Raw genomic sequence first — 20,650 nt, forward strand, 5'->3', positions numbered from 1 at the left:
TTCTGGTGATAATTTTATTTTTTTACATTTATTTCAATTAAATTCATTTGGTGAATAGGTTACTAAGTGAAATGTTTATCTAAACTCAGTATCAGTATAACAAGAAAAAATAGTAAAAAACAGTATTGTTTTGGTTATATATGTATATTAGGATTTATTTAAGGTTAGGAGGGGATAGTGATTAAGAAGAAAATTTTGTATTCTTTGATTTTTTTAGTTTGTGTTTTTGCAATTTGCGCTGTCTATTTCTTTTTCTTTCAACGTACGGGTTTGGTTAAAATAAATCAATCAGACAACCTTGCTTTACTAGAAAAAAGCAAAAAGGAGCAAGTAAGATCATGGGCACTTTCGAATTTAAATTCTGAATATTATGAATTTGAATCTAAAAGTAAGATTAAGGTTGCGATATTAGACAGTGGAATAGAAAAACAACATGATGATTTAAAAAATCTTGTAATTAAAGAATACAATGTAATTGAGCCGCAACATCCAGTAATTGATGTTTTAGGCCATGGAACGACTGTGGCGGGTATTATCGCAGCACATAATAACAAAATTGGAATCACTGGCGTTGCAGCATCGCTAGTGGAACTCTATGATGTTAAAGTTCTTAATGATGATGGAAAAGGAAAGATTGATAATTTAGTTCAAGGTATTAATTGGTCCGTTGAAAACAATGTTGATGTGTTAAACATTAGCTTTGGTATGTCTTCTAACCATCCTGAACTTGAGAGGGTGATTGAGAAGGCGATTCAAAAAGGGATAATTGTTATTGCAGCTGCAGGTAATAATTATGGCGGAAAAGTTGAATATCCAGCTAATTATAAAGATGTTATTTCAGTAACAGCAGTAAATCACGCTTATAAAGTTGCAAGTTTTGCTGCAAGGAATGGGAAAATTGATTTTGCAGCCCCAGGTGTGAATGTCATAACCACTACAACTTCTAATGGTTATTCGATTGAAAATGGAACATCTCTAGCAACGGCTCACGTAACAGGAATTGTATCTTTAATTCTTGCGAATAAGGAAACATTTAAACTGTCATCTAGCAAAGTAAAGTTCCCTAAAGAAGTGTATAAAATTTTAGAAAAAAATACTGTGGACATTGGTGGCAGTAATCAAATTGGCAATGGATTTATAAAATTATAGTAGGGGTGGAGAATTATGATTAAAAAGATAGTATCATTAATGTTAATCTTTGTTTTAAGCATTGGAATCATTCCAAATGGTAAAGTTTTAGCTGAAGATTGGGTTCAAGACGAGAATATTGAAGTACTTGAGAATAATAGTGAGAAAGTAGAAGTACAAACAGAAGTTGAAACGGTAGAAGGTGATGCAACAGTTTCAGCGGCTTGGGATAAAACAGATAACACATTTACAGTGAAATCAATGGAAAAAGATGCAAACGGAAATGAAGTTGAAAAAGAATATAGAGTTGACGTTGAAGAGGCTACTGAGGAAGTGTTTAAAGCGACATTTACCGATATAAAAACAAACGAATCTTTTGAAGTAGATTCTATGGAAGCACATGCTTCTATAGTGTTCTTATTACCGCTTGCAGGCGTAATTGGTCAAGGGCTTGTTTCGCATTTAATCGCGATTGGTGCTGCTGTAATTATTGCAGGTGCTACATATACGGTAGTGGGGAAAGTTGCTGCAGAATTACGAAAGAAAAAATATGATCACTATGCTGCTGTTTTAACAAAAGGTGATTTATATATTGGCGGACCAATCTCTAAAGCAACTGCAGTTTCAAGAATGAAATCAAGTGATAAAAAGAATAATAATGTTTGGTCAAAATCTTATGCTTTAGCCGCAACTGTTGCAAAAGACGCTGGAAACGGGAGAACACCAATTGGCCCTGAGCGTGACAAAGGAAAAACGTCAGCTGAAGGTTATTATTTCCACTTCCATATCCATAATAGAACAGGTGGTCATTCATTCTATTAAAAAGGAGTAGTGTATGATAAATAAACTTTATGAAAAATACAAAATGAGAAACATCCCAAATAAATTTTCGATAGACGAAATTGATACAATTTTGAAAAGTGAGTATAGAGCTACAGAAATCAAAAAAAATAAAATTGGTTCCATTTATCTAGATCCAAATATCGAATTTAAAGAAATAGTAAAGTGTTATAAGATCGAGGAAAAGGCTGTTTTGATGGGGTTGTTTAGTGATGCGGAAAAAAAAGATTTTGCTGAAATGATACAACTTAATCAATCTGAACAAAATACAGATTTCGATGAGCAAGATCTTTTCAATAAAGAAATCCAAGAAGGTAAATTAATTGTTATCTTTTTAGCAAGTGCGGATGGCACATACATTAATTACTTCAACTTATTAGGTCATTCAGAGATGATGTACAATAAACTTACAGTTCTTATGGGCTTAGAAAAAGAAGAATGCAATATTGAAAACCCCTTGTTTCAAGAATACTTACAGGCACTAGCCGCGATTGGGTATTTAGAAGAATAAAGTGAAAATCACAGTGATTTGAAGTGAGCTATGAAAATGGAACACATGTTAAAAAAACTAAACCATCTATTCCCTATATACTTAAGGGGATAGATAGTTTGATTTTTTTGAATTTTTATACTTATTAAGCGGATTCAGGAGGTGTTTTTTCTCTTGACTAAAAATAAATAAAATGTGTTACAATGATGATAGAGTATTTAGTGTGAATTTTGCATAAAATAAAAAAGACAGAAGCCTGAGAAACTTCTGCCTTGTGTAACCTAACTTGCTATTGTGGTGGTAGTAGGTGCGGTTATAAGACAATTACATTAACGTTTTAGCCGAGAACCGCCCTTACCTTTTCCACGAAGCAGGGTGGTTCTCGCTTTTTTGTATACAGAAATTAGCCACGGACCGACGTATCTTCTACCGATGACAACGCCAGCTCCGGTTAGGATACCATACACTAATTTAATTACAAACATCGCGATCATATTATCACCTCCCCCTTTTTTCAAAATGGAAGAGATGATTGCCACACCTACTAGTTATAGCTTATTAAGTTACATTTTAATTGTATTATGTTTTAAAATAGGGAACAAGACATATGGATGAAAATTCCTGTTTTTAAGCAGAGCATTAGTGTCAGGGGACAAGAAGTAAATAAATATTCATAAAAAAACGGTATGGACATTACCATCCGTATTTTTTTATGTATTTATAAAACTTTTCCATACAGTGCGTCGTCTAATATATGGGAAGGAGGAAATGATGTGGATGAATTAACGATAGAAGCGTTTGAAATAGAAGATAAGGAGGAACTTATCGATGAAATAATGAACAAGTATGGACAAGAAGTCCTACAGCTTGTGTATTCATATGTGAATAATAAAGAGGTTGCGGAGGATGTAACGCAAGATATATTTGTGAAATGTTATAAATCTCTTCATACATATAAAGGGAAATCGAATGTGAAAACGTGGTTATGGAGAATTGCGATCAATCAATGTAAGGACTATGTAAAAAGTTGGTATAACAAAAAAGTTATCGTTACAGAGGATGACTTTACGTATATGGAGAGTCAAAAAGAAAGTGTCGAACAAACAGTTATTCAAAATGTTGAGGATAGTAGGTTGGCTTCTGCAGTAATGAATTTACCGATAAAATATCGAGAAGTCATTTATCTATTTTATTATGAAGAATTATCAATTAAAGAGATTGCTATGGTAATAGACGTAAAGGAAAATACGATAAAAACGAGACTGAAAAAAGCGAAGGAACTTTTGAAGAAAGGATTGGAGGGATAATTAAATGGAAGATCGATTAAAAGGCTTGCGAAAATCAATGGAGAACACAACGTTTAAACATTTGAGTTTTTCTGATCAGCACCAGAAGCAGGTGCGCGAAAAAATCAAGCAATCGTCCGAAAAGGAAGAAGATATCCTTTTAGCGGTGTTACAACTTCTTATGAATGAAAAAACGGGTTATGAATTGATGCAGTTGCTAAGAGGGAGAGGGATTCAAAAATTCGAAGGTGGTGAAGGGTCTCTATACACTTTATTACATCGTCTAGAACAAAATCGCTTTATCCAATCTAGCTGGGATCACGCGGGAGCTAAATATTATCAATTAAATGATAAAGGAAATAAAATGCTGCGAAAGGCAGAGAAGAATGCTACGAAGGCACGATTTATATTAAAAGGATTAGTACAGGAGTGAGAAAAAATTGAGCAAAAAAGGGGAGCGTTTTTTAAAAGAAGTTACGAACCATATTAAATCAAAAGAAGCAAAGGACTTGGTGGCAACAGAACTAGACTTTCACTTGAAACAGACGAAGAATATGTGGATAGAGAAAGGCTTAAGTGAGGAAGTTGCTGAAGATAAGGCCGTTGAACAAATGGGAAGTCCAATCAAGCTTGGCCAGGAACTTAATAAACTACATAAGCCAAAGGTTGATTGGTTCTTAATTGGTTTATTAGTGGCTGCGATGGGGCTAGGGTTTTTGCCAGTTATAGCGCTTGGACATGCTGACTTATTAATGAATAAGGTGATATTTGTAATTCTCGGTGTTACAACAGCGATTGGGATGATGCTATTTGATTATCGGAAGTTAGAGAGACTCGGGTGGCTGTTTTATACAATTGGTGTACTTATCTTGTTAATGATAAAGTGTTTTCCTACTGCTTTTTTGAATGGTGAGCCATTAATGAAAGTTGGTTCCATCATAATTGACTGTCTAATGACAATACCATTCTTCCTTCTAGCCTGGGCTTCTTTTTTCAATAACAGTAGATTAAAGTTTATACATCTTCTCATGTTGTATTTATTTTCTTTATATTTATTTCTAACTACATCAACTCTTTTACCACTGTTCATCTATATCACGATGGTATTTGTTATGCTTTGGTGGAGTAGGCTAGGAAAGAAAACGGCATGGCTCATTACAATGTTACCGATTTGTTTCTTTATTATTAGGGATTTATTTTCCTGGTCTGCCGTAAAAGAATACCGGATAGCTAGAATTTTAGGGTTTTTAAACCCAGAGCATGATCAATGGTATTTACGTTTAAAAGAGGCAATGGCATCGGCAGGTTGGTTTGGTACATATGGAAATATAAAGTCTATCCCTGCTACTCATACTGATTTTGTATTTGCAAGTTTGACTTACTATTATGGATATGTGCTTGCGCTAGTTCTTGCCTTGATTCTTTCTCTTTTTGCAGTAAGAATAATGACCATATCTTATAAAATAAACGATCGATATGGTAAATTGCTACTCGTTGGTGGAGTAACTCTTTTTGTATTCCATTTCATTTATAACGTGGGCATGATTTTAGGATTATTACCACGCGTTTCTATATCATTACCTTTTATTAGTTATGGATTAGTACCAACTCTATTTCACGCATTTATAATGGGAATCGTGCTAAGTGTATATCGTCGTAAAGATATGTCGTTTAGAATGAGAAAAACACCTTGAATCATCAAGGTGTTTTCGTTATAAGCTCAAAACTATCCGAATCAGCCCCAAGTATAAAAGGGCTAACCTCGCCAACGCTATAAAGTTGCAACTCATGCATCGCCCGCGTACAAGCAGTGTAGAACAATCTACGTACGCTTTCATCACTGTACACAGCTTCAGAAGCATCGTAAATAATAACAGCATCAAATTCGATACCTTTCGCTAAATAAGCAGGAATCACGACGATGCCTTGCTCATACTCGGCTGAGTTACTCTTCACGAGTTTAATATTCTCGATATGATTAAGTCCTTCGTAAGCAGCGGCGCTTTCAGCTGCAGATTTACATATAATTGCAATCGTATTGTGATTTTGTTTTTGTAGTTCGGTAACTTTGGCAGTAATATGCTCATGAAGTTCGCTGTAATCAGCTACTTTCGTCACTATAGGTTTCTCGCCGTCACGTTCAAAGGCGTGAATGTCTTTTCCTTCTGGTACGAGATTTCGTGTAAATTCAATAATCGGTTTTGTTGAGCGATAGCTACGAGTTAAGTTAATACCGTTCGTTTCATCTGGTCCGTATAAGTTAGTAAGTGTATTGAAATTAACTGTTTCACTTGCATGGGCAAATATTGCTTGGTTAAAGTCCCCGAGTACCGTCATTTTTGCGGCAGGGAAGAGACGTTTTAAAAACTCGAACTGGAACGGAGAGTAATCTTGTGCTTCATCTACGAGTACATGTTTAATCGATCTATTCGTTTGGAAGCCTTCAATTAATTCTTTTAAAAGTAAAAATGGAGTCGCATCCTCGTAATATAACTTTCCTTCATCAAGCATGTTTACTGTTAATGAACAAATGTCATCCCATTCTTTCGGTTTTTTTCCAGTAACCCATGATGCATCTGTGAAAAGTTGTTTATATATGCCTGTAAAATTGATAAAGCGCAATGTTTGAACGCCTTTACGAAGAGGCTTCAATTTTTTACGGACAATCATACGTCCGAGTACTTTCGTTTCTTTCTCAAAATCATTAAAGGAGTTGTCGTCAAACTCGCCTTTTTTCTGCAAGTATTTATAAGCCTTTTGATATTCATCTTTACTAAGTAGTTCAATTTCTTCTTCTACCCAAGGCTTTTTCAGTTCTGCTTTTTCAAGTGCATCTATTTGCTTATTTAGCCAATCCGTTAACTTCTCAATTCGACTATGGAAGCGGAGGGAGGAGTCAGTATTATAAAATTGCTCTGTAATTTCTTTAGCTGAGGCGATTAGTTTCCCTCTAAATTTCATTCCTCTAAATAGCATGCCTGAAGATTCAAGAGATTGTCTGTACGCTCTAATCATCTCGAAAAATTGAGTGGATGCTTTAAATCGGATGCTCGTATTTCTCGTTTTATAGGTAGGGCTATTCGTTTCAGTTAACATATATTCCAATTGCTCATAAGGGTCTTCCACATCAAATGACTTACTTAGTCTATGATTTAAATACTCTTGGAATGTAACTTGCTGCATATTTTCTTCACCGAGTTCAGGTAGTACGTTAGAAACGTAGCTATTGAACATAGAGTTAGGGGAGAAGAGAATAATTTGATCCGCTTTTAGCCATTCGCGATATTTATATAGTAAGTAGGCGATTCGCTGAAGGGCAGCAGATGTTTTACCACTACCAGCAGCTCCTTGAACGATAAGGAGGCGGCCTTCATCGTGACGGATAATTTCATTTTGCTCACGCTGAATCGTAGCGACGATACTTTGCATATGTTTGTTCGTACCTTTTCCGAGTGCTTGTTGCAAGATTTCATCGCCAATTGTAAGGCTCGTATCGAACATAGAATCAATCTCGCCATTTTGAATAATGTATTGTAATTTTTTCTCCACATTACCGTGGATTACGCCTCCTGGTGTACTGTATTCAGCTGGCCCTGGTGGATAATCGTAGTATACACTCGAAATAGGTGCGCGCCAGTCATATATAAGAAAGTTTTCTCCGCTAGCATCCGTAAGTGTAGCAACACCGATATAAATTTGATCCGCAGCAGATTCTCCTTCTTCTTTGAAATCAATTCGTCCAAAATAAGGTGCTTTATGCATGCGTCTTAATGCGGCAAGTCGATTAAAGGTGTGTTTATGGGTAATTTGTGTGACAGCTAGTGACTGAGCTTGTTGTCTTAAGTTAATAACTGTTTCAAGGTAATCGTCAAAAGTATCTGTATTCACTTTAACGTCATCCCAGAAGTGTTTACGGATGTTGATTACTTCTGCCCGGCGTCTGCCAGTTTCGTTTTCTAGCTTATCAATTTGCTGCGTAATCGTTTCGATTACGGTATCCAATCGTTTTTGCTCTAAATCAAGTTTTTTATTCATACGTAAGCACTCCTTTAAAAGTGAAAAATAGAGGTTGACTGAAGAAAGATTTTGTTGTACAATTAAGATACGGATAAATACGTTGTTATCATTTATGAAAACGTGTTTCTGTACTAATTTAACATAGTTTTTTAATTTAATCAATAATGATGAGATAAACCCTCGGTTCCACGCTTCGTGAATCGAGGGTTTTTTGTTTTTCTTTAAGAAACAATTGCAATTTTGCCAGGGGGGGATCTAGGTAGAGCATAGAAGAAAATTAGGAATAGGGGGATACTGATGGAAAAATATTTTGAGGAAGCACATCGTTTTTCTTCTCGTAATAGAAAGCGCTTAGAAAAGGATGTTATATGTGGTTGTTTTTATTGTTTGGAAATTTTTAATCCAGAAAAAATTACAGAGTGGTGGGATGATGATAACACAGCAGTTTGTCCGCATTGTGGGATTGACTCTATTATAGGGGGAAGTTCAGGAGTTAGAATCACAGAAATGTTTTTAAGTGAAATGCATAAAAGATGGTTTTAGTTAAATGAATGACAAAATAAACTTTCGGTAACGAAGATAGTGTAAAACTAACTAAGATTTTACACTATCCATAAAATAAAAAAACGTTATCCTTTCTATAGCATCGAAGAGCCAATCATGTAATTTCGTTTACCCAATCTGTACACAATTTACCCTGAGAAGAGGGGACATAAAAAAAGCTCGGGCTAAGCCCGAGCTTTTCATTATTTCTTTTCTTCTTTTTTATCGTCAGCTTTTTGCTCTTTGAAAAGATCTTTTAAATCTTTATCGTCAACTTTTACGTCAGCTTTTTTGATTTCTTTCATCATTAAGTCATTCATAAATTGAGCATCTTGCGTTTTTTCTTGAGCTAGTGATTTTTTAATATCAGCTTTTGATTTATCGAAAGTTGCATCTGCGTGATTATCAGTTACTTTGATAATATGGTAACCGAATTGTGTTTTTACAGGTTCGCTTACTTCATCTTTTTTCAACTTTTGAGCTGCTTCTTCAAATTCTTTTACCATTTTCCCTGGTCCGAAGAATCCTAAGTCGCCACCTTTTTCTTTTGAACCTGTATCTTCAGAGTATTGTTTTGCTAATTCTTCGAAAGATTTACCTTGAGCAAGTTCATCTTTCACTTTTTTAGCAGTTTCTTCATCTTTTACAAGGATATGACTTGCTTTAATTTCTTTTTTATAATCCTCGAATTTTGCTTTTACATCTTTATCAGTAATCGATTGTTCAACCGCTTTTTCTTGAGCTAATTGAGCACGCACACCAGTTTTGATAGTTTCTTCTTTAATACCTTGTTGTTTCATTAGTGTATCGAATTGATCACCGTATTGTTTTTTCATTTCATCGAACTTTTTGTCTACATCTTTGTCTTCAACTTTGTAGTTTTTAATAAGTACTTTTTCCATAACCATGTTGTTTAGTACTTGTTTACCAGCTTGTGTCTTCATTTGATCGTAGAATTCTTCTTTTGTAATGTCACCAGCTTTAGATGTAACGATTTTGTCTGATGATGATGTTCCACATGCTGATAATGCGATTACACTTGTTGCGGCTAAGGCAAGCATAGCTTTCTTCATTCGATAAACACTCCTACTATTATGTATTTTTAATTTATCCTACACCGATGAATTTTAAATTCATAAGAGCCCGATTAAGTCTCACTGATACTTTTGCTTTTTTGTATTGGTAAAGCGCGCTTAACAGGGCTTACCGTGGCTGAGGATAAAGTTTTGATGAATGTTTTGTTCTATAGTATAAGCAATATGTACAAAATTTAATATATCATATTTCGACGCGTTTTCATATTGATAAAGAAAAATTAACCAGTACGTGTCAGATTTTGAAAGTGTGCCATATTGGGCGTATGCCGCATATACAGAATAGAGGAGGGGATGGGGATGAATTCTCAACTTATTTTATTACTTGTACTGTTTATTTTATTGGTTATAGTAGGTATAATTTGCTTATAGAGGAAAAAAATGAGGAAGGGGCTTTCCTTCCTCACTTTCCATGAAATATAATTTCTATATAACTAGAAATTAATAAAATTGTTATACATACATTAATAACCCGAAAGACACTGGGCTGGCGGCTCGCAGCTATTTGTTTTCGTTCACACAGTGTATGTGTCATGAAATTCGTGTAAAATATAACAAGAAGTGCGAATGCGACAAAAACAACTGTTATAAGTGTCATGAGGCGAGACCTCCTTTTGGCTAAAATACATATACATATATTGTATCACACGATATTTTGTTCGTGTTACAAAATTCAGAAATAGAAGACTTTGTGTTAGAAAGTGAGGGAGAAAATGGACGTTGTTAGAAGATTAGAACAAGCTGAATACTACGTAGACCTACTATTTAAAATGATTGATGAAGAGAAGTGTCCATTTTATTCTTTGATCATAAAGAAAAAAGCTCGTAAAAAAGATATTGAACGTATACTAAATCTTTGTGAAAAACTGAACGAGCAATATGTAGTGGAGAAAGCAGAAGGGCTTCTTTTGTTCGATGCGCTGTTAAATCAATTTGAAAAAGCGCTTCCACATCAGCTCGAAGTACACGAAACTGCGGAAGCGCTAGCAAAACAAGGTTTATTTAAGCCGCTTATGAATGAATTCTTAAGCATGATTGCGAAAAAATAAATAGATTATTTCTTAACTAACTTTTGATCGGATTCTGTAAAGTTCTCTTCAATATCTTCTAATGATTTCTCAAAAATATCGATAAAGTCTTGTCCGTAAATATTACGCAGGATTGCAATCAGTTCGATATTTTCTGGGAACTTCCCATAAAAATTACGAAGTGCAAGAGCCCCATTAAACACTGAATTATTTTCAGGATCATACTCTTCCATTAAGCGAAGTAGTAATTCTTCCCCTTTGTCTGTAATTTCAATGTACGTATTTCGTTTATCATCTTCCTTTTTTGAGAATACAAGATAGCCGCGTTCTTCCAGCTTTTTCGAGAAGTTAAACGCTGTTGATACGTGCATAACTCCAAACTTAGCAATCTCAGAAATAGAAGCCCCTTTTAAATGATAAGCGATTGTTAAAATATGATGTTCATTAATATTTAAATCGTAAGGTTTAATCCACTGCTGCCAATCTTTCTCTACACATTTCCATAACGCTTTCGATAATTGAGCAATGCGTTGGCTGAAAATCATCGCTTCTTTTACCGAGTAATCTTTTTCTCCACTTTTCATTTACTCACCCACTTTAACATTCTTTTTCATTACTATCTATTATGCCAGTAAAATAAAAATTAATAAAGTCTTTTTGTAAGAATTGTGAAAATTTTTTAACAAAATGACATTCTATACAAATCATGCATAACTATGGAAGCGTTTTATGAGTCGTGAATACATGCGTTGTCCTTACATGTTAATTGATAACATATATTGTAAATGCATAAAAACACGGCATATCTATACGATATGCCGTGTCAAGGTCAATTTATATAAAAAATATTTGTTATATGCAAAAAACTAAGCAGGAATTTGTTTACGCTTTTTCTGGAACAGCTTCTTGCAGTTTCTCAATTGACTTTTGGATGTCCAAAATTTCTTTCTCAATATGGCGCTTGTTTTGAGAAATATCTTGTTTCCAGTTAGAAAGCGTGTCTTGCATGTCATCTTTTAGTTCTTGAAACACTTCTTTACCTTCTGAAGCAGTTTCAACAATTTGACGCTTTAATAATTTCGTATCAGCTGTAATATCAGCTAAAGTCTTTTTAATATCATTTCCTTTTTCTTTTAACTTGCCGCGCATGTCTTTACCAGAAGAAGGAGTTGAGAAAAGAACGGCTAGTCCAGCAACTGCTCCCCCGCAAATAACACCTGTAATAAAGGATTTAGCTTTTGACATAAAAGGAGACCTCCTTATTTTTTGTTCGTATTCATGATGTGAAAAAATATGCATATCTTTCTTATATGTGCTAGGCACAAACAATCATCCCTGAGCATTTTAAGTGAAGAAACAAGCCATGCGGAATTTGATGACTTCAGGGAAGTGGCTTGTTATGTATTACGCCTTCTTATAGTGTCATTATTTCACACTATTTGCAATTGTACTTGCGATGTTTTGTAAATTTTCCATAGTGTATTCATTTTGGTGTGATTTCCAAACAGCACCGAAACCATCTTTTTCACCGTAGCGTGGAATTAAATGAAGGTGGAAGTGGAACACAGTTTGTCCAGCTTTTTCACCGTTATTGTTAAGTAGGTTAAAGCCAACTGGATTAAACTCTGCTTTAATCGCATTTGAGATTTTTGGAACGACAGAAAAAATGTGTGATGCGATTTCTGGCGTTAACGCAAAAATGTCTTGTTTGTGAACTTTCGGAATAACAAGAGTATGTCCTTTTGTTACTTGACTAATATCTAAAAATGCAAGCACATGTTCATCTTCGTATACTTTTGAGCAAGGGATTTGCCCGTCAATGATTTTACAAAAAATACAATTGTCTGCTGTATGATTCATTGATCTCATCCTTTCAAATATCCTTAGCCGTATTTTACCATAATTACATAAGAGAACAAACACGAAAAACAGGAAGCTGACTCAGCTTCCTGTTTTCTGAAGAGGGATTGAAAAAGCATTATCGTAATTTACGTTTCGCAGACACCTCATTTATTTAAGAAATGCACGGTAAATCGGCTAAAGTTTCTGCCGTAGACACCCCATTTTCAAGTGAAATGAATTGCAATCTTTTTTTAAAATGAAATTGTTTATTTTTTAAAACAGTATATGCTCTTTCGGAGACACCCCGTTTCGAAAATGAAACAAATAATCTGGTTATGTGTAAATTTCATTGTCCAACATGGACACCCCATTTCATGATGACTTCACTATGTTGTTGTACTCATCAATTGGTGGTTGCTTTTTCAATGTGTTCCTTCTTCAATAATTATGATGTCCGCTTTCGGGAAAATATATGCTAATAAATTTAAATTTTTTTTTTGAGTACATGGATACTATGTAGTACAGCATAATTTTTGGTAAGATGAATATAGAATGAATACTAATGAAGAAAGTGGTGTCGTATGAGCGAGTTATTGCGTGTAGAAAATGTTACAGGAGGATATACGAAACGACCTGTATTAAAAGACGTTTCGTTCTCTGTTAATAAAGGCGAACTTGTCGGCTTAATCGGTTTAAATGGAGCTGGTAAAAGTACGACGATTAAACATATTATCGGTTTAATGGAACCGAAAAAAGGAACTGTCACAATTAATGGGAAAACAATTCGTGATGATATGACAGCGTACCGTTCTAGCTTTTCATTCATTCCAGAAACGCCGGTATTATATGATGAATTAACGTTAGAAGAGCATTTGAAATTAACAGCGATGGCGTACGGCGTCGATGAAAAACAATATGAAGAACGTGTAGGACAACTATTACATGAATTTCGCATGAAAAATCGTTTAAAATGGTTTCCATCTCATTTCTCAAAAGGGATGAAACAAAAAGTAATGATTATGAGCGCGTTTTTAGTTGAGCCATCTCTTTACATAGTAGACGAACCTTTCGTTGGATTAGATCCGTTAGCAATTCAATCTCTTCTTCAAATGATGGATCAAATGAAAAAGAGTGGAGCCGGTATTTTAATGAGCACACATATTTTAGCGACGGCAGAGCGTTATTGTGATTCGTTCATTATTCTGCATCAAGGTGAAGTAAGAGCGAAGGGAACATTAGCTGAACTGCAATCACAGTTTAATATGCCAGGTGCAACGTTAGATGATATTTACATCGCGCTAACAAAGGAAGAAGATTATGAATAGCACAGCGTTATGGAAAGAACGATTTCGTCACTTTCTAAAAGAAGTTCGTACATATAGTAAATACGTATTTAATGATCATTTGAAATTTATTTTCGTGTTCATCATCGGTGCGGGAGCGTATTATTACCAGCAATGGTTACAAACGTTAACATCTTCCTTTCCAACTGCGCTCGTAATGGCAGTATTAATTGGACTCGTGTTAACAGCTGGATCCATTCAAACGTTATTAAAAGAAGCGGATCTCGTTTACTTACTGCCAGTTGAAGAAAAGTTAAAACCTTACTTCACCAAGGCATTTCTTTTTACATTTATGATTCAGTTATACATGATCGCAATCGTAGCAGCTGCGCTTGCTCCGTTATACTTCCAACAAATGAAGCAAACAGGTGCTGGATACATTTGGATCGTCCTCGCATTTGTCATTGTAAAAGCGTGGAATTTATTTGTAGCGTGGGAAAAGTCATTTTTAACAGATCAAAATATACAAAGGGCTGATTGGTTTATTCGTTTTATCCTAAACGGTTTATTTGTATATTTCCTTGTAGAACGTACTTCAGTTCTTTTCATTGGCGGAATCGTTCTGCTCATGGTGTTATATCTTGCTATCATGCATCAAATGGTAAAAGGAAAGCCGCTAAACTGGGAGTATTTAATTTCTGAAGAAGGTAAGAAAATGATGCTGCTGTACCGAATTGCGAATATGTTCGTTGATGTACCAGCATTAAAAGAAAGAGTATCTCGCCGAAAATGGCTGGATTTCATTCTGTCGATAATCGGCGAAAAGCGTACATATTTATACTTATATACGAGAACGTTTTTAAGATCAGGTAACTATTTTGGATTATATGTGCGTTTGCTCGCTCTTGGAGGAGTTATTCTTTACTTCATTCCATTTTTATATGGGCGATTTATCGTAAGTTTTATCTTCCTATACTTAATCGGCTATCAGCTATTAACTTTATGGAAGCATCACCGCATGAAGATTTGGCTTGATTTGTATCCGGTCAGGGGAGAAGAGAAGAAGAAAGATTTTCTTGTCTTATTAAATGCAATCCTTATTATCGGCAGCATTGTATTTACAGTTATATTCGCCTTTGCGACGAAAGATTTCATGATGACGGGAATTTTATTAGTCGTAAGCATAGTATTTAGTATCGGTTTCGTTTATCAATACGGGGCGAAACGTATTGAGCGTTTAAATTGAAGGGAATGAACCTATGATTACATATGAAGAAAAGGTTATAAAAGAGCTGGAGCAGTGGAAAGCTACATTCATGAAAGATTCTTCTATGATGACACGGTTCTCTAAGAAAGTGCAGATGAAAGTACAACAGCTCATTCCGGCGAAAGTACAAAAAGTGCTAACAGAGACGATCCGGATGATGGTACAAACAATTAGCGCCGGGTCAAACTTTATAAAGCCGAAGCTAAAAGAGACGACATGGTCACTGCAAAGACGTGACGATGAAGTTCGTAAAAAAATGGATGAGTACAAAAAAATAGCAGCGGCAGAAGGAGCAGGGACTGGAGCTGGTGGTATTCTCCTCGGTCTTGCTGACTTTCCGCTTTTACTCGGCATTAAAATTAAATTTTTATTCGATGCAGCAACATTGTACGGATTTGATACGAGCGACAAAGAAGAGCGCCTTTTTATCCTTCACGTTTTCCAGCTTGCCTTTTCAAGTGACGACCACCGAAAAGAAATATGGAAAGCAATCGAAACATGGGATACAGAAGAAGAAAATCATATGGACTGGGAAAAGTTCCAAACAGAGTACCGAGACTATATCGATTTAGCAAAAATGCTTCAGCTCGTACCCATAATCGGTGCCCCGGTCGGCGCGTATGCGAACTATCAATTGCTGCAAAGGCTTGGAGAAGTGACGATGAATTGTTATCGTATGCGATTGCTAAATAGAAAGTAAAAAAGCATCCTAAATGTGTGATTTAGGATGCTTTTTTTAGAAGTTAATTCCGCTATAGCCAACTCCGACTACAATCAATATGATAAAGAGTACAATAATGGATGGAACTCCGCTTTTATTATCGTGACCATCCTCATCGCCGCCTTTATCCCGCTGTTTATGGAGGGTGATTAAAGTTTCACTTTATCAAGAACTTCCTGTGTAAACTCTTATTAGCTTGCAAATTATTCAGTTTCATTTTATAATTTGCTTACCGACCGGTAAGTAAAAATAAGTGAGGTACAGTATGACAAAGAATTTACAAACATCACAAAACATTGTAGAGGCATCATTTAAACTCATGGCAGAGCACGGCATTGAGAAGATGAGCCTTTCCATGATTGCGAAAGAGGTAGGTATTTCAAAACCGGCTATTTATTATCATTTTTCTTCTAAAGAAGCGTTAGTTGATTTTTTATTTGAAGAGATTTTTTCTGATTATCATTTTGCAAATTACTTCGATAAAGAGCAGTATACGAAAGAAAACTTTGCAGAAAAGCTAATCGCAGATGGTTTACATATGCTTTCTGAGTATGAAGGGCAAGAAGGAATACTACGCGTTATCAATGAATTTATCGTAACTGCATCGCGAAATGAAAAGTATCAGAAACGATTATTTGAAATACAAGAGGATTTCTTACATGGTTTCCACGATTTATTGAAGAAAGGCGCGAGACTGGGCGTTGTGTCACAACATGCAACGGAAGAAAATGCTCATACGCTAGCGCTCGTGATCGATAATATGAGCAATTATATGCTCATGGGATTTCAGTTAAAATATAAAGAAATTTGGATTCGAAATGTGAAAAGCGTCATGAAGGAGGAGTAAAAATGAAAATGCAAAAAAACTGGTGGCTCGGTTTTCTTGGATTCATTGGAGTTTATAAAATTCCAGGTATGATAGAGGCTTTTCAAGCAGATGGAAGTTGGATGAAGTTAATCGGTTTCATTTGGCTACTTTGGTTTGGATATTTTATTCCAGAGAGGAAAGAAGATTGAATTTTAATTTTCTGTAAAGTTATGTAAAATATAGATTGAGAGTATTCGTATATTAGATTACTAGATTTGGAGTGGTTACATGGATCCATTGAAAAATGAAATTAACCCTGACATGGTCAAGGTGTGGAAAGTTCGTGCTGTAATTGAAGAAGGGATCGGTATACTCGTCATTTTAGCTTACCTTTTTCTCATGATAAAGTTTGATTGGTGGGCGTGGATTTTGTATGTGATGATTGGGCTAACAGTTGTGTTCGCGCCATTTTCGTACTTCTTATTCCCGAAACTACGTCAACGTTATTACAGCTACCAACTAAATGAAGAAGAGCTTGAAATTCAGCACGGTCTTTTCGTCGTAAAGCGTGTATTAGTACCGATGATTCGTGTGCAGCACGTTACGATTGAACAAGGACCAATTATGAGAAAATACGGATTAGCAGAATTACACATTTCAACAGCAGCAACTTCTCATAGCATCCCAGGTTTAACGATGTATGAAGCTGAAATGTTGAAAACGAAAATCGCAGAATTAGCGAAAGTGAGTGATGAGGATGTATAAGAGGCAGCATCCAATCACGATGTTATTAGAATTAAAAATAACAGATTTTATACCACTCATTATTTTTATGTTTAGCTTAAACGGAAAATTCCCGTTTTGGTATTTAATTCCCGCAGGATTCGGTTTACTCACCGTCTTTTCAGCGTTTGAAAAATGGTATTACACAACATATTGGGTTGAAAATAACGTATTACATGTGAAAAAAGGTCTCTTCGTGAAAAAGGAGAGCTACTTAAATAAAGAACGTGTTCAAACGATTAATACAAGTTCTAACGTACTATATCAAATACTCGGTTTGAAAAAAATTCAGATTGAAACAGCTGGCGGAGGCGATGAAGCAGAAGTTAGCTTAGCTGGAATTACGGTAGAAGAAGCGACGGAGCTTATTACTTTGCTAAATGAGCCAACTCCAGAAGTGAAAGCAGAAAAAACGTTAGACGAAGCAGCAGAAAATACAGTAGAAAAAGCAATCGTTACAGAGGAAAAGCAAACGACAGAGTACAAGTTAACGTGGAAAGAGATTTTAATAGCGTCTGTTACATCTGGTCAATTTGGAGTATTATTCTCTTTAATCTTTTTCGTTTATCACCAAGTAGATGAGTATATTCCGAAATGGATAAAAAATAGTGTGACGTCATATGTAATGGACCACGATATATATGGCTGGATTTATATGGTAGCTGTTTTACTTGTTGTTTCTTGGATGATATCTACAATTGGCTACGCGTTAAAACACGGTAACTTCACAGTAAATCGAAAAAATGATGAAGTCCGTATTTGCCAAGGGCTACTGGAAAGAAAAGAACTCGTACTAAAGCTACACCGTATTCAAGGGATTACGATAAAAGAAGGCATTTTACGCCAACCGTTCGGTTATTGTGCTGTGCAAGTAGAAGTCATTCAAAGTGAGGGAAAAGAAGAAAAAGTTACACTGCATCCTATCATTCGAAAAGATCGAGTGCAACAGTTACTCGCGCATTTACAATTACCATACGAACTGAATGCAAATATTACTTCGTTACCAAAAGCAGCATTACGCCGCTATCTTATTGATAGTTTCATCTTTTTCGCTATGTTCGCAATCCCGCTTACTGGAATAAGCATATATTTTGAAAAGTATTACATCATGTGGGCATTACTACCGCTTGCAATCTTTATCTTTACACTTGGCTACGCAACATTTAAAACAAATGGTTACAGTGTTAACGGAGAACAAATTACACTTGTCTATCGTAGCGTCGGAAAATATACAGGACTTATTAGAAGAAGACACGTCCAATCAATGGAGAAAACGCAATCCTATTTCCAGCGCCGGGCAGGTTTATGTACGTATAAGTTTTCTAGTGCATCATCTAGTTATAAAATAGAGCATACGAGAGTAGAAGATGCGGAGAGAATGCAGGCTTGGTATAAGAAGAAAATAAATGAGAAATAACCAGAGAAAGCTTGCCTATTATGAAGGGCAAGCTTTTTTGTTATAGGGAAAAGAGTGGTTTAATCCATTTATTAGTACAACTACAGCACACATGTATCAATACGCATGAAAAAAGGTAATATGCTTCTGTTTTAGGGAAATATGTGGGATTTTTGATATAAATGGTATAATAAAATGGAAATAATATTAGGAGGTTATATATGATAAGTCAGTTGAAAAGAGAAGCACTTGATGCATTAAAAGGAAGATGGGGATTAGCGGTAGGGGCAACCTTATTAATTGGAATCCTTATTGGAGCTGTTGAAATGCTAACAACAGGTATTTTCTCGATATTTTGGGGTTGGGAAGAAGCAAGTGATTCACTTACAGTAAGTATTATTGTAATGCTTGTTATAGGTCCATTAACAATAGGTGCCTATTATCTTGTTTTAAATGCAATTCGTGGGACTGATGCTCGCATTGGTCATATATTTAGATGGTTTAGCGATGGAAGTAAGTTGATGAAGTCGTTTTTAACATATTTATTAATGTATGTATACTTGACTCTATGGACATTACTTCTTATTATTCCAGGTATTATTAAATCATTTTCTTATTCTATGACATATTTTATTTTGAATGATCATCCAGAATATACAGCGAATCAAGCGATTACTGAAAGTCGTCGTATGATGAACGGGCATAAAATGGATTACTTTTTACTATGCTTAAGTTTCTTAGGTTGGTTCATTTTAAGTATTCTTACTGTAGGAATCGGTTTCTTATGGTTAGCACCTTATTTCTACGCGACATCAGCCGCATTTTATGAAGAGATTTCAAAAGAATATTATAAAAAAGAAGGCACTACCTTCTAATAAAACATATAAACCATCTGTTCCCTATATTCTTTAGGGGGAGGTGGTTTTCTTTTTTGAGGACTCTGTCTAAAAAATAGGTAAAATTATTTTTAGGAAAAATAAAAGGAGTAACATAAATGAAATATACTTATCCATGTTGCGGGATAAAGTAAATTTCACTAATGGATATATTAGGAATAAATACAAAAGTATAGATGTATAGTCAACTTTGTGTATTTAATGTTATCATATTGAATGATATGGAAATTTTAAATAGAATAAGTAACTAAAAATTCAAAGGTAATGAAGCTTTTGTTGTATAAAGAAAATACTTAGTAGTAATCAACAATATTAAAAATAAGATTCGTATTTATATAAATTTAGTAGAAATGGGGTTTTAAAAAGGAATGAGTATAAGCATAACGCGGCAAAAGATTTTGGCGGCCGCTTCTCAAATTGTGCAATGTAAAGGGGTTGCTAAATTAACCTTAGAAGCAGTGGCAAAAGAGGCGGGTGTAAGTAAAGGTGGATTATTGTATCACTTTTCAAATAAAGAAGCTTTAATAGAAGGTATGATAGTCAGAGGGGTAGAGGATTATGAGGGGGCCATTTACAATAAAGTAGCGGAAGACTCAGAGAAGAAAGGGAGATGGGTTCGCTCTTTTGTAGAGGAAAGATTAAGTAATGAGAGAAGAACAGAAGAGTTGTCTAGTAGTATGATGGCAGCATTCATGTTAAAACCTGAATTACTTGAGCCATTACAACAATCATTTCAGCAACTGCAAAAGAATATAGAAAACGATGAGATAGATTCAGTTTGTGCAACAATTATTAGATTAGCAGCAGATGGATTATGGTATTCGGAATATTTAGGGGTTGGCAGACTAAGCCCCGAGTTAAGAGAAAAAGTGATTCAAGCTCTTATTGGTAATTCATATAAATAGAATATACGAACTATATAATGTGAAAACAATTCACCATTACTTATTTAATGTAGTGGTGAATTGTTTTTTTTATTAGAAAAATAGAACAATTTTATAGAGTATTGAATTATAACCGTCCAGACGGTATAGTAATATTTGGTTTAAGAGGAAAATGAAACAAAAAAAGAATAAAAGATATTTTTAGCACACTATTCGAAAGGATAGGCCGCAAAGCTTAGAGTCTACGGTAATACATATTGGTTACTAAGATCGTCTGGTTGCACATTTTTGATGCAACCGGACGGTCTTTTTTGTTATATAAATATAAAAAAATAGGAGGGAAC

Annotated in this window: 25 protein-coding genes and 1 riboswitch; of the genes, 17 read left to right on the top strand and 8 right to left on the bottom strand. The window is 35.1% G+C overall.

Annotated features, from left to right (window positions below; translation table 11 throughout):
- Nucleotides 1–177: 177 nt before the first annotated feature.
- Genes JFU02_RS24820 through JFU02_RS24830 form a run of 3 tightly spaced genes read left to right on the top strand, consistent with a single transcriptional unit; the run spans nucleotide 178 to nucleotide 2,479 of the window.
- Nucleotides 178–1,149, top strand: coding sequence for a S8 family serine peptidase (locus JFU02_RS24820; RefSeq protein WP_201071813.1), 972 nt, complete (start codon nucleotides 178–180; stop codon nucleotides 1,147–1,149).
- Between the two features lie 15 nt (nucleotides 1,150–1,164).
- Nucleotides 1,165–1,950, top strand: coding sequence for an SAR2788 family putative toxin (locus JFU02_RS24825; protein ID WP_000592051.1), 786 nt, complete (start codon nucleotides 1,165–1,167; stop codon nucleotides 1,948–1,950).
- Nucleotides 1,951–1,963: 13 nt separating this feature from the next.
- Nucleotides 1,964–2,479, top strand: a complete 516-nt coding sequence (locus tag JFU02_RS24830) for a hypothetical protein (RefSeq protein WP_000608809.1) — start codon at nucleotides 1,964–1,966, stop codon at nucleotides 2,477–2,479.
- Between the two features lie 308 nt (nucleotides 2,480–2,787).
- Here JFU02_RS24830 and JFU02_RS24835 read toward each other — a convergent pair whose 3' ends face one another.
- Nucleotides 2,788–2,952, bottom strand: a complete 165-nt coding sequence (locus JFU02_RS24835) for a hypothetical protein (protein ID WP_000561154.1) — start codon at nucleotides 2,950–2,952, stop codon at nucleotides 2,788–2,790.
- Between the two features lie 279 nt (nucleotides 2,953–3,231).
- On the opposite strand from JFU02_RS24835, the gene JFU02_RS24840 reads away from it, so the two are divergent.
- Genes JFU02_RS24840 through JFU02_RS24850 form a run of 3 tightly spaced genes read left to right on the top strand, consistent with a single transcriptional unit; the run spans nucleotide 3,232 to nucleotide 5,438 of the window.
- Complete coding sequence (locus JFU02_RS24840) at nucleotides 3,232–3,765, top strand: sigma-70 family RNA polymerase sigma factor (RefSeq protein WP_086407074.1); 534 nt, start codon at nucleotides 3,232–3,234, stop codon at nucleotides 3,763–3,765.
- A gap of 4 nt (nucleotides 3,766–3,769) precedes the next feature.
- On the top strand, nucleotides 3,770–4,177 hold the full coding sequence (locus tag JFU02_RS24845; RefSeq protein WP_000390151.1) for a PadR family transcriptional regulator: 408 nt from the start codon (nucleotides 3,770–3,772) through the stop codon (nucleotides 4,175–4,177).
- Nucleotides 4,178–4,184: 7 nt separating this feature from the next.
- Nucleotides 4,185–5,438, top strand: coding sequence for an FtsW/RodA/SpoVE family cell cycle protein (locus JFU02_RS24850; protein WP_000037419.1), 1,254 nt, complete (start codon nucleotides 4,185–4,187; stop codon nucleotides 5,436–5,438).
- A 4-nt stretch (nucleotides 5,439–5,442) separates the two neighbouring features.
- Here the strand turns inward: JFU02_RS24850 and helD are convergent, their stop codons facing one another.
- Nucleotides 5,443–7,779, bottom strand: coding sequence for an RNA polymerase recycling motor HelD (gene helD, locus JFU02_RS24855; RefSeq protein ID WP_201071817.1), 2,337 nt, complete (start codon nucleotides 7,777–7,779; stop codon nucleotides 5,443–5,445).
- 279 nt (nucleotides 7,780–8,058) lie between these two features.
- On the opposite strand from helD, the gene JFU02_RS24860 reads away from it, so the two are divergent.
- Nucleotides 8,059–8,304: a hypothetical protein gene (locus JFU02_RS24860; protein ID WP_000417116.1), complete on the top strand. Its 246-nt coding sequence runs from the start codon at nucleotides 8,059–8,061 to the stop codon at nucleotides 8,302–8,304.
- Between the two features lie 203 nt (nucleotides 8,305–8,507).
- On the opposite strand, the gene prsA is transcribed toward JFU02_RS24860, so the two are convergent.
- Both prsA and JFU02_RS24870 read right to left on the bottom strand, forming a co-directional pair.
- Nucleotides 8,508–9,377 (bottom strand): peptidylprolyl isomerase PrsA, encoded by an 870-nt coding sequence (prsA, locus tag JFU02_RS24865; RefSeq protein ID WP_086407072.1) that lies wholly within the window; start codon nucleotides 9,375–9,377, stop codon nucleotides 8,508–8,510.
- A gap of 424 nt (nucleotides 9,378–9,801) precedes the next feature.
- Entirely contained in the window at nucleotides 9,802–9,996 is a 195-nt protein-coding gene (locus tag JFU02_RS24870; protein WP_000172691.1) for a hypothetical protein, read from the bottom strand.
- Between the two features lie 115 nt (nucleotides 9,997–10,111).
- On the opposite strand from JFU02_RS24870, the gene JFU02_RS24875 reads away from it, so the two are divergent.
- Nucleotides 10,112–10,447: a DUF1878 family protein gene (locus JFU02_RS24875; protein WP_000383657.1), complete on the top strand. Its 336-nt coding sequence runs from the start codon at nucleotides 10,112–10,114 to the stop codon at nucleotides 10,445–10,447.
- A 5-nt stretch (nucleotides 10,448–10,452) separates the two neighbouring features.
- Here the strand turns inward: JFU02_RS24875 and JFU02_RS24880 are convergent, their stop codons facing one another.
- The 3 genes from JFU02_RS24880 to JFU02_RS24890 form a co-directional block, all read right to left on the bottom strand.
- Entirely contained in the window at nucleotides 10,453–11,010 is a 558-nt protein-coding gene (locus tag JFU02_RS24880; protein WP_000834924.1) for an HTH-type transcriptional regulator Hpr, read from the bottom strand.
- A gap of 298 nt (nucleotides 11,011–11,308) precedes the next feature.
- Entirely contained in the window at nucleotides 11,309–11,671 is a 363-nt protein-coding gene (locus JFU02_RS24885; RefSeq protein WP_000030302.1) for a YtxH domain-containing protein, read from the bottom strand.
- Between the two features lie 180 nt (nucleotides 11,672–11,851).
- Complete coding sequence (locus tag JFU02_RS24890) at nucleotides 11,852–12,286, bottom strand: HIT family protein (protein WP_016082593.1); 435 nt, start codon at nucleotides 12,284–12,286, stop codon at nucleotides 11,852–11,854.
- A 563-nt stretch (nucleotides 12,287–12,849) separates the two neighbouring features.
- Between JFU02_RS24890 and ecsA the strand changes: the two genes are divergently transcribed.
- Genes ecsA through ecsC form a run of 3 tightly spaced genes read left to right on the top strand, consistent with a single transcriptional unit; the run spans nucleotide 12,850 to nucleotide 15,518 of the window.
- Nucleotides 12,850–13,593 (top strand): ABC transporter ATP-binding protein EcsA, encoded by a 744-nt coding sequence (ecsA, locus tag JFU02_RS24895; protein ID WP_001292597.1) that lies wholly within the window; start codon nucleotides 12,850–12,852, stop codon nucleotides 13,591–13,593.
- Complete coding sequence (ecsB, locus tag JFU02_RS24900; RefSeq protein WP_097821136.1) at nucleotides 13,586–14,797, top strand: ABC transporter permease EcsB; 1,212 nt, start codon at nucleotides 13,586–13,588, stop codon at nucleotides 14,795–14,797. The genes ecsA and ecsB overlap by 8 nt, the downstream gene beginning before the upstream one ends.
- Before the next feature lie 13 nt (nucleotides 14,798–14,810).
- Entirely contained in the window at nucleotides 14,811–15,518 is a 708-nt protein-coding gene (ecsC, locus tag JFU02_RS24905) for an ecs operon protein EcsC (protein ID WP_097821135.1), read from the top strand.
- 36 nt (nucleotides 15,519–15,554) lie between these two features.
- On the opposite strand, the gene JFU02_RS32655 is transcribed toward ecsC, so the two are convergent.
- On the bottom strand, nucleotides 15,555–15,689 hold the full coding sequence (locus tag JFU02_RS32655; RefSeq protein WP_097821138.1) for a sporulation protein YjcZ: 135 nt from the start codon (nucleotides 15,687–15,689) through the stop codon (nucleotides 15,555–15,557).
- Nucleotides 15,690–15,804: 115 nt separating this feature from the next.
- Between JFU02_RS32655 and JFU02_RS24910 the strand changes: the two genes are divergently transcribed.
- The 6 genes from JFU02_RS24910 (at nucleotide 15,805) to JFU02_RS24935 (ending at nucleotide 20,327) form a co-directional block, all read left to right on the top strand.
- Nucleotides 15,805–16,386, top strand: a complete 582-nt coding sequence (locus tag JFU02_RS24910) for a TetR/AcrR family transcriptional regulator (protein ID WP_000164835.1) — start codon at nucleotides 15,805–15,807, stop codon at nucleotides 16,384–16,386.
- 2 nt (nucleotides 16,387–16,388) lie between these two features.
- Nucleotides 16,389–16,556 carry a hypothetical protein gene (locus JFU02_RS24915; RefSeq protein WP_000783816.1) on the top strand — a complete coding sequence of 56 codons (168 nt, stop codon included), beginning with the start codon at nucleotides 16,389–16,391 and terminating at the stop codon, nucleotides 16,554–16,556.
- Nucleotides 16,557–16,635: 79 nt separating this feature from the next.
- Nucleotides 16,636–17,112, top strand: coding sequence for a PH domain-containing protein (locus tag JFU02_RS24920; RefSeq protein WP_000371370.1), 477 nt, complete (start codon nucleotides 16,636–16,638; stop codon nucleotides 17,110–17,112).
- Nucleotides 17,105–18,547, top strand: coding sequence for a PH domain-containing protein (locus tag JFU02_RS24925; protein WP_097821134.1), 1,443 nt, complete (start codon nucleotides 17,105–17,107; stop codon nucleotides 18,545–18,547). Before JFU02_RS24920 ends, JFU02_RS24925 begins: the two co-directional genes overlap by 8 nt.
- Nucleotides 18,548–18,747: 200 nt before the next feature.
- Nucleotides 18,748–19,401 (top strand): DUF975 family protein, encoded by a 654-nt coding sequence (locus JFU02_RS24930; RefSeq protein WP_000625402.1) that lies wholly within the window; start codon nucleotides 18,748–18,750, stop codon nucleotides 19,399–19,401.
- Between the two features lie 389 nt (nucleotides 19,402–19,790).
- Nucleotides 19,791–20,327 (top strand): TetR/AcrR family transcriptional regulator, encoded by a 537-nt coding sequence (locus JFU02_RS24935; protein WP_000028019.1) that lies wholly within the window; start codon nucleotides 19,791–19,793, stop codon nucleotides 20,325–20,327.
- Between the two features lie 172 nt (nucleotides 20,328–20,499).
- A riboswitch (cyclic di-GMP riboswitch) is annotated at nucleotides 20,500–20,592 on the top strand.
- The last annotated feature ends 58 nt before the right edge of the window (nucleotides 20,593–20,650 follow it).

This window comes from Bacillus sp. TH13 (assembly GCF_016651175.1).
GTDB classification, from domain to species: domain Bacteria; phylum Bacillota; class Bacilli; order Bacillales; family Bacillaceae_G; genus Bacillus_A; species Bacillus_A thuringiensis_S.

What these genes read in the sequence shown, in the direction of transcription:
- JFU02_RS24935 (WP_000028019.1), top strand. Translation starts at nt 19,791, where the DNA reads ATGAGTATAAGCATAACGCGGCAAAAGATTTTGGCGGCCGCTTCTCAA.
- JFU02_RS24880 (WP_000834924.1), bottom strand. Translation starts at nt 11,010, where the DNA reads ATGAAAAGTGGAGAAAAAGATTACTCGGTAAAAGAAGCGATGATTTTC.
- JFU02_RS24890 (WP_016082593.1), bottom strand. Translation starts at nt 12,286, where the DNA reads ATGAATCATACAGCAGACAATTGTATTTTTTGTAAAATCATTGACGGG.
- prsA (WP_086407072.1), bottom strand. Translation starts at nt 9,377, where the DNA reads ATGAAGAAAGCTATGCTTGCCTTAGCCGCAACAAGTGTAATCGCATTA.
- JFU02_RS24915 (WP_000783816.1), top strand. Translation starts at nt 16,389, where the DNA reads ATGAAAATGCAAAAAAACTGGTGGCTCGGTTTTCTTGGATTCATTGGA.
- JFU02_RS24835 (WP_000561154.1), bottom strand. Translation starts at nt 2,952, where the DNA reads ATGATCGCGATGTTTGTAATTAAATTAGTGTATGGTATCCTAACCGGA.
- JFU02_RS24920 (WP_000371370.1), top strand. Translation starts at nt 16,636, where the DNA reads ATGGATCCATTGAAAAATGAAATTAACCCTGACATGGTCAAGGTGTGG.
- ecsC (WP_097821135.1), top strand. Translation starts at nt 14,811, where the DNA reads ATGATTACATATGAAGAAAAGGTTATAAAAGAGCTGGAGCAGTGGAAA.
- ecsA (WP_001292597.1), top strand. Translation starts at nt 12,850, where the DNA reads ATGAGCGAGTTATTGCGTGTAGAAAATGTTACAGGAGGATATACGAAA.
- JFU02_RS24885 (WP_000030302.1), bottom strand. Translation starts at nt 11,671, where the DNA reads ATGTCAAAAGCTAAATCCTTTATTACAGGTGTTATTTGCGGGGGAGCA.
- JFU02_RS24830 (WP_000608809.1), top strand. Translation starts at nt 1,964, where the DNA reads ATGATAAATAAACTTTATGAAAAATACAAAATGAGAAACATCCCAAAT.
- JFU02_RS24930 (WP_000625402.1), top strand. Translation starts at nt 18,748, where the DNA reads ATGATAAGTCAGTTGAAAAGAGAAGCACTTGATGCATTAAAAGGAAGA.
- JFU02_RS24860 (WP_000417116.1), top strand. Translation starts at nt 8,059, where the DNA reads ATGGAAAAATATTTTGAGGAAGCACATCGTTTTTCTTCTCGTAATAGA.
- ecsB (WP_097821136.1), top strand. Translation starts at nt 13,586, where the DNA reads ATGAATAGCACAGCGTTATGGAAAGAACGATTTCGTCACTTTCTAAAA.
- JFU02_RS24825 (WP_000592051.1), top strand. Translation starts at nt 1,165, where the DNA reads ATGATTAAAAAGATAGTATCATTAATGTTAATCTTTGTTTTAAGCATT.
- JFU02_RS24910 (WP_000164835.1), top strand. Translation starts at nt 15,805, where the DNA reads ATGACAAAGAATTTACAAACATCACAAAACATTGTAGAGGCATCATTT.
- JFU02_RS24845 (WP_000390151.1), top strand. Translation starts at nt 3,770, where the DNA reads ATGGAAGATCGATTAAAAGGCTTGCGAAAATCAATGGAGAACACAACG.
- JFU02_RS24875 (WP_000383657.1), top strand. Translation starts at nt 10,112, where the DNA reads ATGGACGTTGTTAGAAGATTAGAACAAGCTGAATACTACGTAGACCTA.
- JFU02_RS24925 (WP_097821134.1), top strand. Translation starts at nt 17,105, where the DNA reads ATGTATAAGAGGCAGCATCCAATCACGATGTTATTAGAATTAAAAATA.
- helD (WP_201071817.1), bottom strand. Translation starts at nt 7,779, where the DNA reads ATGAATAAAAAACTTGATTTAGAGCAAAAACGATTGGATACCGTAATC.
- JFU02_RS24870 (WP_000172691.1), bottom strand. Translation starts at nt 9,996, where the DNA reads ATGACACTTATAACAGTTGTTTTTGTCGCATTCGCACTTCTTGTTATA.